Below are 16330 nucleotides of genomic sequence, written 5' to 3'. Positions count from 1 at the left end.
CTCGGGTCGCCAGCGGCTTCGGAATGCTTGGATGGGCCCATGAGTGCCGCTGACGAGATTCTCGACATCGTGGACGAGGACGACAGGGTGATCGGGCAGTCGCCGCGCGGTGAGGCGTACGAGCGCGGGCTGCGTCACCGGTGTGTGTTCATCCAGGCGCGGGACGCCGAGGGCCGCGTCTTCGTCCACCGCCGCACCCCCACCAAGCTGGTCTTCCCCTCTCTGTACGACATGTTCGTCGGCGGTGTCGTCGGCGCGGGAGAGACGTACGACGACGCAGCCCTGCGGGAGGCCGAGGAGGAACTCGGCGTCAGTGGGCTGCCCCGGCCCGAGCCGCTGTTCAAGTTCCTCTACGACGACGGCGCCGGCCAGACCTGGTGGTCCTCGGTCTACCAGGTCCGGTGCGACCTGCCCGTGAGCCCCCAGGCCGAGGAGGTGGCCTGGCACGACTTCCTGCCGGAGGACGAGGTCGAACGCCGGCTGTCCGACTGGGAGTGGGTGCCGGACGGGCTCGCCGCGTACGAGCGGCTCAAGGCGTACCGCCGGTCCACGGGCTGATCTCCCCCGGGGCCCGCCGGGACCGACTCGGACACCTCGACGGGGTCGGAGCAGGACAGCCCGGTCTCCTGTGGTGCCCGTCGGGCTCGTCCTCGCGCGCCCGCCGGCCCGCCCGAGACGGGTGGCCGGAAGCCGGGCAGCCCCAGCTGGTGCTCGGCCGGTGCGACGCCGTGTCGGGCACGGCGTATCCCCTCAGAGGCTGCGGTACATCCATGCACGCACCGTAACGGGCGCCGCAACGGTGCCGGGCCGAGGCTCCGCCCAGTCGAACGGTAGGGTCCTGCCCGTGAGCGAATTCGTACGGAACGTCCGGCTGTGGTTCGCGCCCCAGGAGATCCGGCAGGAAGGCCGTACGCCCGACTACCGCTTCTCACTGGCCAACGAGCGGACCTTCCTGGCATGGCTGCGCACGGCGCTGGCGCTGATCGGCGGGGGCTTCGCCGTGGACCAGTTCCTGCCGGATCTGCCCTGGGCCTGGCGGGTCGGCCTCGCCCTCGCGCTGCTCGGCTCCGGGGTGCTGTGCTCGCTGCGCGCCGTCAACCACTGGGTGCGCTGCGAGCGGGCGATGCGGCGTGGCGAGGACCTGCCCGCGACGCGTTTCCCGGCGCTGCTCGGCATCGCCGTCGCCGTGGTGGCGGTCGCCATGGTCGTGGTCGTCCTCGTCGGCTGGGAAGGATGAACGGCCCGCCACCACCACGCGACCCGGGGCTGCAGCCGGAGCGCACCCGGCTCGCCTGGCGGCGTACGACCCTGTCGAACACCGTGGCCGCCGTCCTGGCGGTGAAGACGGCCCTGCACACGAGGACGGCGGCCGGCTTCGCGGTGGTCGCGATGTGCGCCCTGCTCTGGCTCGCCTTCCTCACCCTCGCCCACCGGCGTATCCGCGCCCTGGCGACCGCGGACGCCGGAGGCTCGCCACGCCTCACACCCCGCCACGCCGCCGCGGCGACACTCTGCACGGCCGCGCTCGCGGTGTGCGCGGCGGCACTTCTGTTCTGACGTCACATTCGGAATACCTCACAGGAGTACCCCGCATTCGGAGCACGTCAAGGGCTCACATAGCGGATTAGTCGGAAATGCACTGCTTCGTCTCGCTAGCCTGAGCCGTCACTGCACGACACCTCCGAAGGTGAGCGCCATGAGCACCCTGCACCAGGAACACACCGCGCACCAGCACAGCCACGGCCCGGCCTGCGGGCATGACGCCGTACCCCACGGGGACCACGTCGACTACGCCCACGACGGGCATCTGCACCGCGAGCACGGCGGCCACTGGGACGAGTGCGAGCCCAGCGATCACGTCACCCACGAAAGCCACGACCACCGGCACGGCGAGGGCTGCGGCCACCGCCCGGTCCGGCACGGCAACCACATCGACTACCTGCACGACGGACATCGGCACGCCGAGCACGAGGGTCACTGGGACGACCACTGACGACCGTGGGCCTGCCCTGACGAACACCGAACCGGAAACCCCTGGCTCCGGCCTCGCCGTCGACTGGCAGTCTGTTCCTGCCAGTTGACGACGACTCAGGGGGTCCCATGGCCGCGGCGGAGCCGTACACGGTCGCACTCGCCGACGACGTACACGCCTATGTGCAGCCGGACGGCGGCTGGTGCCTGAACAACGCCGGGTTCGTGAGCGACGGAACGGCCACGCTGCTGGTGGACACCGCCGCGACCGAGCGCCGCACACGCGCCCTGGGCGCGGCGGTCACCGCGGCCGGTGCGCCCGCGCCGAGGTTCGTCGTCAACACGCACCACCACGGCGACCACACCTACGGCAACGGCTTCTTCGCATCCACCGCGATGATCGTCTCGCACGCCGACTGCCGCCGGGAGGCCCTGGCCACGGGGCACCATCTGGCGCTGATCTGGCCCGGGACCGACTACGGGGACGTCCGGATACAGGGCGCCGACCTGACGTACACGGAGCACACGACGGTGCACGTCGGCGGGGTCGACGCGGAGGTGATCCACCCCGGCGTCGGGCACACCGCCGGCGACTCGGTGGTCTGGCTGCCGCACCGCCGCGTGCTGTTCACCGGTGACCTGGTCTTCGAGGGCGGGACGCCGTTCTTCCTGATGGGGTCGCTCAGCGGCTCGCTACGGGCGCTGGAGCGACTGCGTGCGCTGGGCGCGGAGACGGTCGTGCCCGGGCACGGGCCGGTCACCGACCCGTCCGCGTTCGATCGCACGGAGCGCTATCTGCGGTTCGTCGCCGAGGTGGCGCGGGAGAACCGCTCGGCGGGCCGTACTCCGCTGGAGGCGGCCCGCGCCACGGACCTCGGGGAGTTCGCGGCGCTGCGCGAGAGCGAGCGACTGGTGGCCAATCTGCACCGGGCATACTCCGAACTGGACGGGCTGCCCGGGGGCGCCCCCCTCGACCCGCTTCCGCCCTTTCGCGACATGGCGGTCCTGAACGGCGGGGAGATGATGGCCAGCCACGCCTGAGCGCGCGGCGGCGCCGTGCCGCCGTGACACCCCGGCCCGCCGGCGCCACGATGACGTCGTGGCGCCGATCACGTTTGCTCCGCCCACTGGACGACATACCGACCGGTCGGCATCATGAGGCAAGTCATGTTTCCGTGCATGTAGGAGCAACGATGAGCCCAGACCACCCGCCAGGTCTCGATCTCGACCGGCTGCGCGGCCTGCTCGACACCGAGCGGCCCGGCCTGGTGAACGGCCCCCTGACCGGCCGGCTGATCGAAGGCGGACGGTCGAACCTCACGTACGCCGTCTCGGACGGTACCGCCCGGTGGGTCGTACGACGGCCACCGCTCGGACACGTCCTGGCCACCGCACACGACATGAAGCGCGAGCACCGGGTGATCAGCGCGCTGTACCCGACGGCCGTTCCGGTGCCGCGTCCGGTGCTGCTGTGCGAGGACGACTCCGTCCTGGGCGCCCCCTTCTACGTGATGGACTTCGTCGAGGGCACCCCTTATCGCACCGCCGAGCAGCTGGCCCCGCTCGGCCCGCAGCGCACGCGGGAGGCGGTCCTCGGCCTGGTGGACACGCTGGTCGAGCTGCACGCGGTGGACCCGGCCGAGGCGGGGCTGGCCGACTTCGGCCGGCCCGAAGGCTTCCTCGACCGTCAACTGCGGCGCTGGGGAAAGCAGTTGGACGCCTCCCGCAACCGCGAGCTGACCGGCATCGACGAGCTGCACGCGGCACTCGGCCGCGCACTGCCGGTCTCGCCCGCGCCCACCGTGATCCACGGCGACTACCGCCTGGACAACGTGCTGCTCGGCGACGACGACCGCATCGCCGCCATCCTGGACTGGGAGATGTCCACGCTCGGCGACCCGCTAACCGATGTGGGTCTGCTGGTGATGTACAGCGTGCCGCTCACGCTGCCCGACTCCCCCATCTCCACCACCGCCTCGGCGCCGGGGCACCCGGACCCGGCCGAGCTCGTCGAACGGTACGCCCGGCGCTCCGGGCGTGACCTCTCCGCCGTCTCCTGGTACACGGCGTTCGCCTGGTTCAAGCTCGCCGTGATCCTCGAGGGCATCCACTACCGCTACACGCTCGGCCAGACGGTCGGCGCGGGCTTCGACCGCATGGGCGAGCTGGTGCCCGTCTTCATCGAGCACGGCCTGACCACCCTTCAGGAGGGCTGATCCGTCATGGACTTCGCATTCGACGCGCGCACCGAGGAGCTGCGCGCCAAATTGATGGCCTTCATGGACGAGCACGTCCACCCGGCCGAGGCCGTCGCCCACGAGCAGCGCGAGCACCTGGCCTCGCCGTGGGACACCCCCGCGATCGTCGAGGAGTTGAAGGCCGAGGCCCGCCGGCAGGGGCTGTGGAACCTCTTCCTGCCGGACGCCGAGTACGGCGCCGGGCTCACCAACCTCCAGTACGCCCCGCTCGCCGAGATCACCGGCCGTTCCCCGCAGCTTGCGCCCACGGCGCTGAACTGCGCGGCTCCCGACACCGGAAACATGGAGGTGCTCGCGCAGTTCGGCGACGAGCAGCAGAAGAAGCAGTGGCTCGAGCCGCTGCTCGCCGGGGAGATCCGCTCGGCCTTCGCGATGACCGAGCCGGAGGTGGCCTCCTCGGACGCCACCAACATCACCACGCTCATCGAGCGGGAGGGCGACGACTACGTCATCACCGGCCGCAAGTGGTACATCTCCGGTGCGATGAACCCGGACTGCAAGATCTTCATCGTGATGGGCAAGACGGACCCGGACGGACCCGACATCCGCCGCCAGCAGTCCATGGTGCTGGTGCCGCGCGACACCCCCGGCGTCCACGTCAGGCGCGCGATGCAGGTGTACGGCTACGAGGACCACTACCACGGCGGGCACGCCGAGGTGGTCTTCGACCACGCACGCGTGCCGGTGACGAATCTGATCGGCGAGGAGGGCGGCGGCTTCGCCATCGCCCAGGCCCGTCTGGGTCCGGGCCGCATCCACCACTGCATGCGGCTGATCGGCATGGCCGAGCGGGCGATCGAGCTGATGTGCAGGCGGGCGGTGGCGCGGACGGCGTTCGGCAAACCGCTGGCCCAGCAGGGTGTGCTCCACAACTGGATCGCCGACGCGCGGGTGGCCGTCGAGCAGCTGCGGCTGCTGGTCCTCAAGACGGCATGGATGATGGACACCGTCGGCAACAAGGGTGCCCACACCGAGATCCAGGCCATCAAGATCGCCACCCCGCGCACGGTCGTCGACATCATCGACAAGGCGGTCCAGCTGCACGGTGCGGGCGGGGTGAGCCAGGACTTCCCGCTGGCCGAACTGTGGGCGGCGGCCCGGACGCTGAGGATCGCGGACGGCCCGGACGAGGTGCACCAGCGGTCGCTGGCGCGCCGGGAGCTGAAGAAGTACGTGTGAGCCATGGGTAAGGGGCGGCCGCGACAGCGGCCGCCCCTTACCCATGTGCACCGGTCGGCTAGGGACGCAGCGCCCGCAGCAGCAGGTCCGCCAGATGGTCGGCGACCTCCTGCGGGCTGAGCGGACCACCCGGGCGGTACCACGTCGACAGGTGGTGCACCGAGCCGAAGTGGTAGTCGACGACCAGGTCGGCGGGCGTAGCCGTGGAGAAAACGCCCTCCTTCTGGCCCTCTTCGATGAGGGCGCGGAAACGCTCGTGGTAGCGGCGCCTCTCGGCCCGTACCTGCTTGTTCTTCTCCGGGCTCAGATGGTGCATGGACCGGAAGAAGATCATCGCGTCGTCGAGGTTCTCGATCGTGGTGACGACGACGTCGGCCGCCGCGTCCCTGAGGCGCTTCTCCACCGGCTCGTCGGCCTCCGCGAAGGCGTCGAGGCGCTCCTGCTGGACACGCAGCACGCGCGCGTACACCTCGTGCAGCAGATCGTCCTTGGACCCGAAGTAGTGGTACAACGCGCCCTTGGTGACGCCCGCCGCCTCGACGATCTCCTGCACTGAGGTGCGGTCGTACCCCTGCTCGGCGAAGAGCCGGGTGGCGGCAGCCAGCAGCCGCTGCGGGACGGGCGTACCGTCCCCGTCTGTCGTTCTGGGCACTGCCGCCACCTGCCTTTCCGTGATGTCTACCGACTCGTCTGCGGTCGGGAACGCAGTTCCCGACGGAGGATCTTCCCACTTGCCGTCTTCGGCAGGTCGGGCAGGATCTCCACCTGACGGGGGTATTTGTAGGCGGCCAGTCTCTCCTTGCAGTACGCGGCCAGCGCACCGGGGGCCGCCTCGGCGCCCGGCCGCAGGCTGATGAACGCCTTGACGGTCTCCCCGCGGTACCCGTCCGGTACCCCGACGACGGCAGCCTCGCGCACGGCCGGATGCGTGTACAGGACGTCCTCGACCTCACGCGGCCACACCTTGAAGCCGGACGCGTTGATCATGTCCTTCTTGCGATCGACGACGTACAGCCAGCCCTTCTCGTCCATGAAACCGATGTCCCCGGTGCGCAGCTCGCCGCCCGGGAAGGTCTCCGCGGTGGCCTCGGGGCGCCGCCAGTAGCCGGGGACGACCTGCGGGCCGCGGACGACGATCTCGCCCTGTTCGCCGAACGGAACCTCCGCGCCCTGGTCGTCGACGATGCGGACGACGGTCTCGGGACCCGGCACACCGACGGCCAGCGTCCCGGAGACCGGGTCCACGGGCGCCTCCCGGCCTGGCGGCACGGAGGCGCAGGGGGCGGTGCACTCGGTGAGGCCGTAGCCGTTGCGGATGTACGGGCCGAAACCGGACCGGAACTTCTCCACCAGGGCGGGCGGCAGCGGGGCCCCGCCGGAGGAGATGATCCGGAAGGAGGAGAAGTGCTCGGGCGTGACCGCCGGATGGGCGGCCAGCGCCATGAACGCGGTCGACGGGCCGACGGTGTAGTGGGGCCGGTGTTCGGCGAACGCGTCGAGGACGACGCCCGCCTCGAAGCGGTGGGCGAGGACCAGCGTGCCCGCGCTGTTGAGGCAGGCCGCGAGCTCGCAGACCATCCCGGTGATGTGGAACAGGGGCGCCATCGCGAAGTAGACCGGCGCCTCGGGCAGGCCGAGGCCCGTCCGCAGCCGCTCGGCGTTGTACATGATGTTGCCGTGTGTGTTGGTGGCTCCCTTGGGGGTGCCGCTGGTGCCGGAGGTGTAGCTGATCAGCGCGATGTCGGACGGGTTCGGGGCGCAACCCTCGGGCGCCTTGTCGCCCTGCCGGGCGACGGTCAGCAGGTCGTCGGCGTCCGCGGCCTGCGGGAGCCGCTCGAAGGTGAACACGCGCGCGTCGTCGCGGGTCTGGAGATCCAGCTCGCAGGCGGTGAGCACGATGCGGACGGGCGAGCCGGCGGCCGTGTCGCGCAGATACGACTCCCAGGCACCGTCGGAGCACACCAGCGCCGTCACGTCCGCGTCCTTCAGGATGTGCGTGACCTCGCCCGACTTGTACATCGGGTTGACGGGAACGACGATCGCGCCGGCCTTCCAGGCGCCGAGCAGGGCGAGCACGAAGTGCGGGGAGTTCTGCAGCAGGATCGCGACCCGGTCGCCGCGCCCGAGGCCGTGGGCGGCCAGGTGGCCCGCCACGGAGTCGGTCAGCTCGTTCAGTTCGGCGTAGGTGATCCGGCCGTCGAAGTAGGCGAGGGCGGTGCGGTCCGCGGGGGCCTCGCGCAGTGCGTGCACCAGCGATTCGGCCGGGCCGATCGGGGCACGCTGGGCGTCGTCGAGCAGGGCCAGCCAGGGCTTGGCGGCGTAGCGGGAGGCGGTCACCGGGCCGTCTCCCACTTCTGCTGGATGTGGTTCATGTTCGTCAGCCAGCGGTCCGGCTCGGTGGCGCGCGCCTGGTAGTACGCGGCGGCCTCCGGGTGCGGCAGGATCAGGAACCGGCCCTCCGCCATGCCCTTGAAGAGCGCGTCGGCGACGTTCTCGGGCTCGATCGCGGTGGGGGTGAGCACGAGTTCACCGGCGCTGCCGGCGGCGGTCAGCATGTCGGTGCGCACGCCCTGGGGACAGATCGCGTGGACCTTGACGCCGCGGTGCCGGTACGTCAGCGAGAGCCACTCCGCGAAGGCGTAGGCCCCGTGCTTGGTGACGCTGTACGGGGCGGCGCCGATCATGGTGAGCAGTCCGGCGGCCGAGACGGTGGAGACGAACCGGCCCTCGCCGCGTTCCAGCCAGGCAGGCAGAAGCGCGCGGGCGGCCCGCACGTGCGCCATGACGTTCACGTCCCAGGCCTGCGCCCACACCTCCTCGTCGGCGGCCTCGGTGCCGCCGGAGCCGAGGCCCGCGTTGGCGCAGTAGACGTCGACGGTGCCGCCGAGGGCGTCGCGCGCCTCGGCCACGATCGCGGAGGCGTCGCCCGGTACCGCCATGCCGCCGATCTCGTCGGCCACGGCCTTCGCCTTGTCGGCGTCCAGGTCGTTGACGACGACCCGGGCTCCCTCGGCGGCGAAGCGTCGGGCCAGCGCTGCCCCGATGCCGCCTCCCGCTCCGGTGACCACCACTCCCGCATCCTGCATGGCTTCCACCATCGGTCTCCTTCGACACGACGCGAATCGGCTCTGCTGCTGTCGGCTCTGCTGCGAGCGTCAGACTAACCAGTCGGTATGTGACGAGGGAAGGCTGCCCCAGTATGGACCCGGTCACGGACTCGGCCGGTCCGGTTCCTTCCGGCGGCCCCGGGGCCGCACTAGCGTGCGTGCGCATGACAGCTCAGTCGGTCACGGAGGTCACCGTATGAGGATGTCCAGACGTGGACTGCTTGCCGCGACCACGGCGGCCGTGTCGCTTCCCGCGCCCGTGGCGTCCGCCGCGGAGAGCCGCAAACGGTTGCGCACCGGCTTCGAACGGCTGGCGGCGGACGGGTATGCGCTGCTGGAGGGCCGTCGGGTGGGCATGGTCACCAACCCGACGGGGGTGACCGGTCGGGGCCCCTCCCCCTCGCACGAAGCCGCGAGTGCCGGAGTACGCCACATCGTCGACGTGATGCACTCCGACCCCACGGTGAACCTGGTCGCGGTCTTCGGGCCCGAGCACGGCTTCCGCGGCACCGCGCAGGCCGGCGGCTCGGAGGGCCGGTACGACGACCCGGCGACCGGACTGCCGGTCTACGACACCTATCTGAAGAGCGGTCAGGCACTCGCGGACGTGTTCACGGCCTCCGGCGTCGACACCGTCGCCTTCGACATCCAGGACGTGGGCGCCCGCTTCTACACCTACATCTGGACGCTGTACGACTGCATGGAGGCAGCAGGGCTCGCGGGCCTGCGGTTCGTGGTCCTTGACCGGCCGAACCCGGTGAGCGGGCGGTCCGCTCAGGGCCCGGTGCTGCACAAGGAGTTCGCGACCTTCGTGGGACGGCAGCCGATCTCGCAGGCGCACGGGATGACCGTGGCGGAGCTTGCCCGGCTGTTCAACGGCGAGTTCCTGCGCACGCCCGTACCACTGGAGACCGTCCTGATGACCGGCTGGCGCCGGTCGGACTTCTACGACGCCTCCCGTCTGCCCTGGGTGCCGCCGAGCCCGAACATGCCGACACCGGACACCGCCCTGGTCTACTCGGGGACATGCCTGTTCGAAGGCACGAACCTGTCGGAGGGACGCGGCACCACCCGCCCCTTCGAACTTCTCGGCGCGGACGGGATCGACGGCCGGTGGGCTGCCGAGGCGGAGCAACTGGGGCTGCCCGGCGTGCACTTCAGGGAGGCGTACTTCTCGCCCGTGTTCTCCAAGTTCCAGGGGAGGACCGTCGGAGGAGTGCAGATCCATGTGCACGACCGGGCCGCGTACGACCCCGTACGCACCGGGATCGCGCTGCTCGTCACCGCCAGGCGGGTCTGGGACGGCTTCGCCTGGCGCTCCGACGACTGGATCGACCGGCTCACCGGGTCCGCGCGGGTACGCACGATGATCGACGCGGGGGCGACGGCCGAGGAGGTGGTGGCCGCCTGGCAGGACGAACTGGCCGTGTTCCGGCGGGTGCGTGCGGAGTACCTCGTGTACGGATGAGTCCGGACGTATGGCCAACCTTCCCCACCGGCAGGACGATGCGCCCACAGCGCACTCGACCTCGGGAAAGGGGCCTGTCATGGCGGTACCGGCAATGAGCGTGAGTCCCTACTGGGAGCTGACCTTCGACGCGGACGGGGACGCGGACGGCGCCGAACGGGACCGGCTGGCCGCCGAGGTCACGCAGCGCGGCGTCCGTGACCTGATCGTCTTCGCGCACGGCTGGAACAACGACCGGTCGGGGGCGACCAGCATGTACGGCCACTTCTTCGCACCCTTTCCGCAGCTCGCACCGGCGGCCAGGATCGGCTACGCCGGCGTGATCTGGCCGTCGATGCTGTTCCCGGACGAGCCGATCCCCGACTTCCCCCGCACCGTGGCCGCCGAGCCGCCGCGCCCGGCACTCGACGCGGACACCCGGCACGCACTTTTGGAGACCTTTCCGGGCCGGGCGACTCTGATCGGTCAGATCGCCCGGCTGCTGGACGAACATACGGAGGACCCGGCCGAGTTGGAGGAGTTCGGGCAGTTGGTACGGATGCTCGTGGAGGTGGTGCCACCGGGACCGCAGGCGCAGTTCGCGGCGGACACGCTGGCGGAGGGGGTGCCCCAGAGCGAGCCCGCAATGTTCTCCGCGCCCGCCGCAGAGGTCTGTCAAGCCTTCGCACAGGCGCTGGCCGGGCTCGGATCGCCGGGCGGCGAGGAGTCGTTCACGCTGCCCAACCCGTGGGACGGGGCCCGCGAGCTGCTGCGGCAGGCGACGTACTACGCGATGAAACGGCGCGCCGGGACGGTCGGCGAGCGCGGGCTCGGCCCGGCGATCGGGCGGCTCGCGATGGCGGCACCGGACGTGCGGGTGCATCTGGTCGGGCACAGCTTCGGCGGGCGGCTGGTGTCATTCGCGCTGCGGGGGCTGCCCGACGGGGTGCACACGGTGAAGTCCGTGACCCTGCTCCAAGGGGCCTTCTCCCACTACGCGTTCGCCGCCCGGGTCCCCGACGACGACCACGCCGGCGGCGTCCTGAACGGGCAGCAGAACCGCATCGACGGTCCGCTGGTCTGCTGCTACTCCCACTTCGACAGTGCCCTCGGCACGATGTACCCGTTGGCCTCGCGCATGGCCGACGACGACAACTCGTTCGCCGGTCTCGACATCGGCGGGCTGCTGGGCGTCCGGTGGGGCGCGATGGGGCACGACGGGGTGCAGGCGGTGCCGGGTACGACCGCGCTGACCCTGCGAGCGGCCTTGACCTCTCCCTTGCCCGCGTCCGGCTGCGTCAACATCGACGCTGCGGCGGTGGTCTGCCGCGGAGGCGCGCCCTCGGGCGCGCACAGCGACATCCTGCATCCGGAGCTGGCGCGGATGGTACTGGCGGCGGGCCGCATTCGCTGACCCGCCGCCGTCCGGACCTCACCGGTGCGAGGTGTACTCCACGACCTGCTGGTAGGTGGGCCGGTTCTGCCAGCTGATCCTGCCGTGCTTGATGCCGCCGAGGGTGCGCTGGACGATGGAGTCGGCGCACCACTGGTCACCGGCCGAGCACTGGTCGTCGCCGGGGTAGACCTGGGACGCCGTGAGGCCGGCCGCCTGCTTGAGGGTGCTGATGAGGACGGAGCGGCAGGAGGCGAGGCTGCCGCCGCCGCAGTACTTCTGCGCCGGCGCACCCTGCACCGGCTCCCCAAGCACCGCCCGGATGTCCTTGTCGACATAGCTCCACCAGCCGAACTGGAAGGAGCTTCCGGCGTGCGAACCGGTCGGGCCGTGCGCGGCCGACGGGGACTCGTCGACCGGCAGGTTGCCGGTGATGGCCGTGTACAGGTCGCTGCCCAGACCGGGCTCGAACTCGGCCTTCACCAGCAGCGGCCACCAGGCGTCCAGGATGCGGATCGCGTCCGCGTCGGCGTACGTCTTCGAGCCGGCCGAGGTCTCCGTGCGCCTGGCTCCGGCCGCCATCCACGCGGACAGCTTGCTCACCGCCGCCGCGGCCGTGGGGTCGGTCACCGTGGAGCTGTTGACGACCTTCAGCAGCTTCGGGAGCACGTCCTCGGCGCGCAGATCGGCCAGCGCCGCGTCCGCCATCGCCTTCACCAGCGACGACCGGGTCACCCCGCCCGCCGCCACCAGCTTCTTCACCCGGTCCTCCAGCAGGTTGCCGCGGTGCACCGAACCGTCGCCCCAGGATGCGGTCGTGTAGTCCTGGGCCTGCTTGTTGTTCCAGGAGATGTAGTAGTCCTGGTCGATGGAGTTGGGGTGCTGGGAGGGCGGGGTGTAGTCGGCCGTGTTCGTCGCCGGGTCCCAGTTCCTCCACTCGTACGCCGACTGCGCCCACACCGGGAACTCGGCGTCGACACCGCTCGCACGCACCGGGTTGTCACCGCTGTTGTAGTACGCGGTGTGCCGGGAGTCGGCGTAGAACCAGTTGAAGGTGTAGTTGATGTGCTGCGCCGCGCTCTGGAAGTCCTGCGGGCCCTTGACGTAGTCGGGATCGTTGAGCATCTGGAAGCCGATGATGGAGTCGGCCTCGTGCAGGAAGGACGAGCGCAGGGTGGTGTAGGCGACCTTCTTGCCGCCGACCGTGGCGCGGTACTCCACGGGCCCGTACTTGGTGCGCCAGACCCGCATCGTGTAGGAGCCGGCCGGGGATGAATCGGCGGTCGTCGGTGACCAGGAGTTCTTCTGCTCGACCTGGTCCATGGCCGTGCAGGTGCCGTGGAACAGGTAGTGGTGGTCGTCCTGGCACAACTCGACCGCGTAGGTGTCGATGATGTCCTGGCCGGAGGTCGTGGCGCTCCACGAGTAGTCCCGGCCGCGGCCCAGTTCGACGTACATGCTCAGACCCGCGAAGGAGGCACCGCGGGCGCTGATGCCCGGTCCCTGGATCTCCTGGAGCATGAGCAGCTGGGGCGCGAAGTAGCCGGTCTGGGGGCCGAAGACGGCGATGGGGTGACCGCTCGCGGTGTACTTGCCGCCGACCACGAGGGCGTTGGACATGCCCCGCCTGGCGGAGCTCAGGGCGGTGGTTGCCGCGGACTTCGAGGCCTTGGCGGCGCTCGAGCCGGACGCGCTGCCGGTGCGGTCGTAGACCAGCGGCTCCTCGGTCACCGAACCGGGGTCCGGCAGCGCCTCGCCCTGGGGGACCGCGGGCCCGGACGCGTACGGGAAGCTCTCACCGTTGTGGACGGTGAGCACCGCCTCGGGGTCGTTGCGCTCGCGGAAGGACTCCCAGACCTTGGTGCCCTCCTCCACTCCGTACCTGGACTGGGCGGCAAGGAGGGAGAGCGCGTTGTTGACCTCGCCGCCGCCGCCCGAGCCGAAGAGCGCGCCGATGACGGAGGCGAGCGCGACCAGGTCGGTGAGCTTGAAGTGGTCGATGGTGCCGGCGTTGGTGATGGCGTCCTTGTGGCCGGTCAGGACGTACTCGCCGGGGAAGTAACGGCCGCTGTCGGAGGCGTCGATGTAGGCGTTCAAGCCGTCCAGGTAGGCACCCGCGTCGGCGAGGGCCTGTTTGCCGCGGTCACCCGCGCCGGCCACCGCATGGTCGATCTGGGCCTGCAGGTCGGCCTCGGTGTAGGGCGCATTGCGCCAGAACTGCTGTTCCAGACCCTGGTTGGCGGCGGCGCCGCCCGCGAAGGAGGTCAGTTGCCCGCGTCCGACGTGCCGGAAGACGTCCATCAGCCACAGCCGGTCCTCGGCCGCGGCATAACCGGCGCCGAACTCCGTGCCGTATCGAGTGGTTCCGGTGATGTGCGGGACACCCGTCTTCTTGTCCCGGACGATCGTCACGTCGCCGCGATCCGCGGGCTTCTCGGTGGAGGCGACCTGGTCGGAGGGGACCCCGAGCGACGCGTCGTTGAAGAAGTTGTTGATCTTCGCGTCGGTGAGGTCGGAGTAGCCGGTGACCAGGTTGGCGTACGGGCCGAGCTGGTCCTCGGCATGGCCGGGCTGGGTGCCGAAGGCCTGGTTGAGGATGATCTGGACGAGCGTGGCGTTGCCGTTCTCGCCTGGCGGGAGGATGTCCGAACACTGGCCGCCGCAGTAGTCGTTCGTGGATGCCGTGTCCGCGGCGGCCGCCTGCGAGATTGGCGACAAAAGACCGCCCACGAGGACGCATGTCGCGGCGGCCTTGAGGAACTTCGGAAATCTGCGGGGAGTTCTCAGTCTGTCGAGGACGTTGCGTGGGGTGCGCCGTGGCATGGCAGCTCCTCCCGACGGGTGGGGACAGGCAGGCGTTACCGCCGGTATCCCCGCGATTGAAGTTGAACAGGCGTCAGTTTTCAACCGTTCGGCAGGCGGCTTGTGAACGTCATCGGAAAACTGATGGAGCCGAATCGCTTGTCGATACGTCTATTCGGCGACGTCCGTACGACGACGCCGAAGTGACCGAAGTACAGGTGCAGGTGTGACGGAGGTGCAGGGCGATGGCCGGTTTCCGGAGTCTGGCGAGACAGGTGCGCGACCCGAGGTGCGACCTGGCACTGCGGCGCTACTCGCTGCGCAAGTGCCTGGAGAAGTTCGCCCCTTACGGGCACAGGGCCACCTGGGACCATCTGTGCTCACGGGCGGGATTCGGTCCCGAGGACAGGTCCCCCGATCCGGCGCGGCTCGTGGCCGCACTGGAGGAGTTGGAGGAGGCCCGCTCCGTCTGGCTCGGCTACGAGGCCGAGTTCACGCAGCGCCGCAAGAAGGAGAAGCACGACGGGCTGCGCAGGCCGGGCAGTGTGGACGACTGGCACCGGCTGACCTGGGGCGGTTTCGGGGTCGCCTGGTGCGACGACCCTCGTGTCCACCCTCATGAACCATTGGCGGAGGTGCTGCGCCGGCTCATCGCCGCACTGGAGCGCGAGCCGGGCTCGATGTGCCCGGCGTGCGCCGGTGAGCGCCTCATCTGGAGGTACGACCTGGCCCACGAGCCCTCGTCGGGTCCGGTCTGCACGGACTGCGGCATCGTGGTGCCCCGGCCCGTGCTGACGCCCGAGGCCCTGGCGGAGGCCAGGCGGGCACGGCTGCTGGTGTCGGCCTGAGGGCACGGGGGTGCGCCGGGGATGCCGCACCCCCCTTGTCGGCGGCGCGACCGTACCAGGCGCAAATCCGCTGGCTCCACCCCTTTCCGGCCAGGACAGTTGGGGGCGATGAAACACAGCTGAGCAACCCCGGGAGCCCCCATGTCGACGCTGCGCGTCACCGCCGAAGTGCTGACCGTCCACGAGCACCCCAATGCCGACGCGCTCGAACTGGCCCAGGTGGGCCTGTACCGAGCCGTCGTCGCCAAGGGCCAGTACCGCACGGGCGACACCGCCGTCTACATCCCCGAGCAGTCCGTGCTGCCGACCGGGCTGATCGAGGAGCTGGGGCTGACCGGACGGCTCGCGGGCGGCAACCGCGACCGGGTCAAGGCGGTACGGCTGCGCGGCGAGCTGTCGCAGGGCATCGTCTGCCGCCCCAGGGCGCTGGCGGACGTCGACCTCGCGCAGGCCGCGGCGGACGGCGCCGACTTCGCGGAGGCGCTCGGCATCACCAAGTGGGTGCCGCCGATCCCGCCGACCATGAACGGCGAGGTGGAGTCGGCGCCGGAGTTGCTGCCGTGGGTCGACATCGAGAACATCCAGCGCTACCCGGATGTCTTCGAGCCGGGCGAGTCCGTCGTCCTGACGGAGAAGCTGCACGGCTCGGCGTGCCTGCTGACGTACGTCGCGGCCGAGGACCGGGTGCTCGTCTCGTCGAAGGGCTTCGGGGCCAAGTCGCTGGCGCTCACGGAGGATCCGCGCAATCTGTACTGGCGGGCGGTGCGCGGCCATCGCGTCCCCGAGGCCGCGGCCCGGCTCGCCGAGCGGCTCGGTGCGCGCCGGGTAGGGATCTTCGGCGAGGTGTTCGGCGCGGGCGTCCAGGACTTGACGTACGGCGCCGACGGCCGGCGCGAGACGCTGGGATATGCCGTCTTCGACATCTCCGCGGAGATCGACGGCACGGTGCGGTGGCTGAATGCGACGGAGCTGCTCGCCGGTGAACTCCCGCTGGTGCCACGGCTCTACGAGGGGCCGTACGACATCGGGCGGGTGCTGGAGTTCGCCTCGGGAGGGGAGACGGTCTCCGGGCGTGCGCTGCATCTGCGCGAAGGTGTGGTGATCCGGCCGGTCACCGAGCGGTACAGCCCGGTGACGGGGGGCAGGGCGATCGCGAAGGCGGTGAGTCCGGCCTATCTGACGCGCAAGGGCGGGACGGAGTACGAGTGAGCGCCGGGCCGAGGGAAGGGACGCGCATCCCAGCGGCGGCCCAGCCGGGGAAAGAGACACGCATCCCAGCGGCGGCCCAGCCGGGAAAAGAGACACGCATCCCAGCGGCGGCCCAG

15 protein-coding genes are annotated in these 16330 nt (G+C 70.6%); 11 read left to right on the top strand and 4 right to left on the bottom strand.

Annotated features, from left to right (window positions below):
- Positions 1-39: 39 nt before the first annotated feature.
- From AAW14_RS14105 to AAW14_RS14075, 7 genes are all read left to right on the top strand, one after another.
- Positions 40-558, top strand: a complete 519-nt coding sequence (locus AAW14_RS14105) for an NUDIX hydrolase (protein ID WP_265563765.1) — start codon at positions 40-42, stop codon at positions 556-558.
- Between the two features lie 286 nt (positions 559-844).
- Complete coding sequence (locus AAW14_RS14100; protein WP_265563763.1) at positions 845-1237, top strand: YidH family protein; 393 nt, start codon at positions 845-847, stop codon at positions 1235-1237.
- Complete coding sequence (locus AAW14_RS14095; protein WP_265563761.1) at positions 1234-1557, top strand: DUF202 domain-containing protein; 324 nt, start codon at positions 1234-1236, stop codon at positions 1555-1557. The genes AAW14_RS14100 and AAW14_RS14095 overlap by 4 nt, the downstream gene beginning before the upstream one ends.
- 139 nt (positions 1558-1696) lie before the next feature.
- Positions 1697-1993, top strand: coding sequence for a hypothetical protein (locus tag AAW14_RS14090; protein WP_265563759.1), 297 nt, complete (start codon positions 1697-1699; stop codon positions 1991-1993).
- Positions 1994-2100: 107 nt separating this feature from the next.
- The gene (locus AAW14_RS14085) at positions 2101-3012 is read left to right on the top strand and encodes an MBL fold metallo-hydrolase (RefSeq protein ID WP_265563757.1); all 912 of its coding nucleotides are present in this window, start codon (positions 2101-2103) and stop codon (positions 3010-3012) included.
- Between the two features lie 152 nt (positions 3013-3164).
- On the top strand, positions 3165-4187 hold the full coding sequence (locus AAW14_RS14080) for a phosphotransferase family protein (RefSeq protein ID WP_265563755.1): 1023 nt from the start codon (positions 3165-3167) through the stop codon (positions 4185-4187).
- Between the two features lie 6 nt (positions 4188-4193).
- Positions 4194-5408: an acyl-CoA dehydrogenase family protein gene (locus AAW14_RS14075; RefSeq protein ID WP_265563753.1), complete on the top strand. Its 1215-nt coding sequence runs from the start codon at positions 4194-4196 to the stop codon at positions 5406-5408.
- A gap of 58 nt (positions 5409-5466) precedes the next feature.
- Here the strand turns inward: AAW14_RS14075 and AAW14_RS14070 are convergent, their stop codons facing one another.
- Genes AAW14_RS14070 through AAW14_RS14060 form a run of 3 tightly spaced genes read right to left on the bottom strand, consistent with a single transcriptional unit; the run spans position 5467 to position 8506 of the window.
- On the bottom strand, positions 5467-6060 hold the full coding sequence (locus AAW14_RS14070; RefSeq protein WP_265563752.1) for a TetR/AcrR family transcriptional regulator: 594 nt from the start codon (positions 6058-6060) through the stop codon (positions 5467-5469).
- A 26-nt stretch (positions 6061-6086) separates the two neighbouring features.
- Positions 6087-7745: a class I adenylate-forming enzyme family protein gene (locus tag AAW14_RS14065; RefSeq protein ID WP_265563749.1), complete on the bottom strand. Its 1659-nt coding sequence runs from the start codon at positions 7743-7745 to the stop codon at positions 6087-6089.
- A complete protein-coding gene (locus tag AAW14_RS14060; protein WP_265563747.1) occupies positions 7742-8506 on the bottom strand; it encodes an SDR family oxidoreductase in 765 nt (254 codons plus the stop codon). Before AAW14_RS14060 ends, AAW14_RS14065 begins: the two co-directional genes overlap by 4 nt.
- Positions 8507-8711: 205 nt before the next feature.
- Between AAW14_RS14060 and AAW14_RS14055 the strand changes: the two genes are divergently transcribed.
- Together AAW14_RS14055 and AAW14_RS14050 are read left to right on the top strand one after the other, a co-directional pair.
- Positions 8712-9983: a DUF1343 domain-containing protein gene (locus AAW14_RS14055; RefSeq protein WP_265563745.1), complete on the top strand. Its 1272-nt coding sequence runs from the start codon at positions 8712-8714 to the stop codon at positions 9981-9983.
- Positions 9984-10062: 79 nt separating this feature from the next.
- Positions 10063-11376 carry a serine-threonine protein kinase gene (locus AAW14_RS14050; protein ID WP_265563743.1) on the top strand — a complete coding sequence of 438 codons (1314 nt, stop codon included), beginning with the start codon at positions 10063-10065 and terminating at the stop codon, positions 11374-11376.
- Between the two features lie 18 nt (positions 11377-11394).
- Here the strand turns inward: AAW14_RS14050 and AAW14_RS14045 are convergent, their stop codons facing one another.
- The gene (locus AAW14_RS14045) at positions 11395-14178 is read right to left on the bottom strand and encodes a penicillin acylase family protein (RefSeq protein WP_265563742.1); all 2784 of its coding nucleotides are present in this window, start codon (positions 14176-14178) and stop codon (positions 11395-11397) included.
- Positions 14179-14402: 224 nt separating this feature from the next.
- Between AAW14_RS14045 and AAW14_RS14040 the strand changes: the two genes are divergently transcribed.
- Both AAW14_RS14040 and AAW14_RS14035 read left to right on the top strand, forming a co-directional pair.
- Positions 14403-15005, top strand: coding sequence for a hypothetical protein (locus AAW14_RS14040; protein ID WP_265563740.1), 603 nt, complete (start codon positions 14403-14405; stop codon positions 15003-15005).
- Between the two features lie 141 nt (positions 15006-15146).
- Positions 15147-16214, top strand: a complete 1068-nt coding sequence (locus tag AAW14_RS14035; RefSeq protein WP_265563738.1) for an RNA ligase (ATP) — start codon at positions 15147-15149, stop codon at positions 16212-16214.
- Positions 16215-16330: the final 116 nt, after the last annotated feature.

This window comes from Streptomyces hygroscopicus (assembly GCF_026168105.1).
Classification (GTDB): Bacteria; Actinomycetota; Actinomycetes; order Streptomycetales; family Streptomycetaceae; genus Streptomyces; species Streptomyces hygroscopicus_D.
Note: the sequence above shows the minus strand (reverse complement) of the source record. Positions and strands in the feature narration are given on the sequence as shown.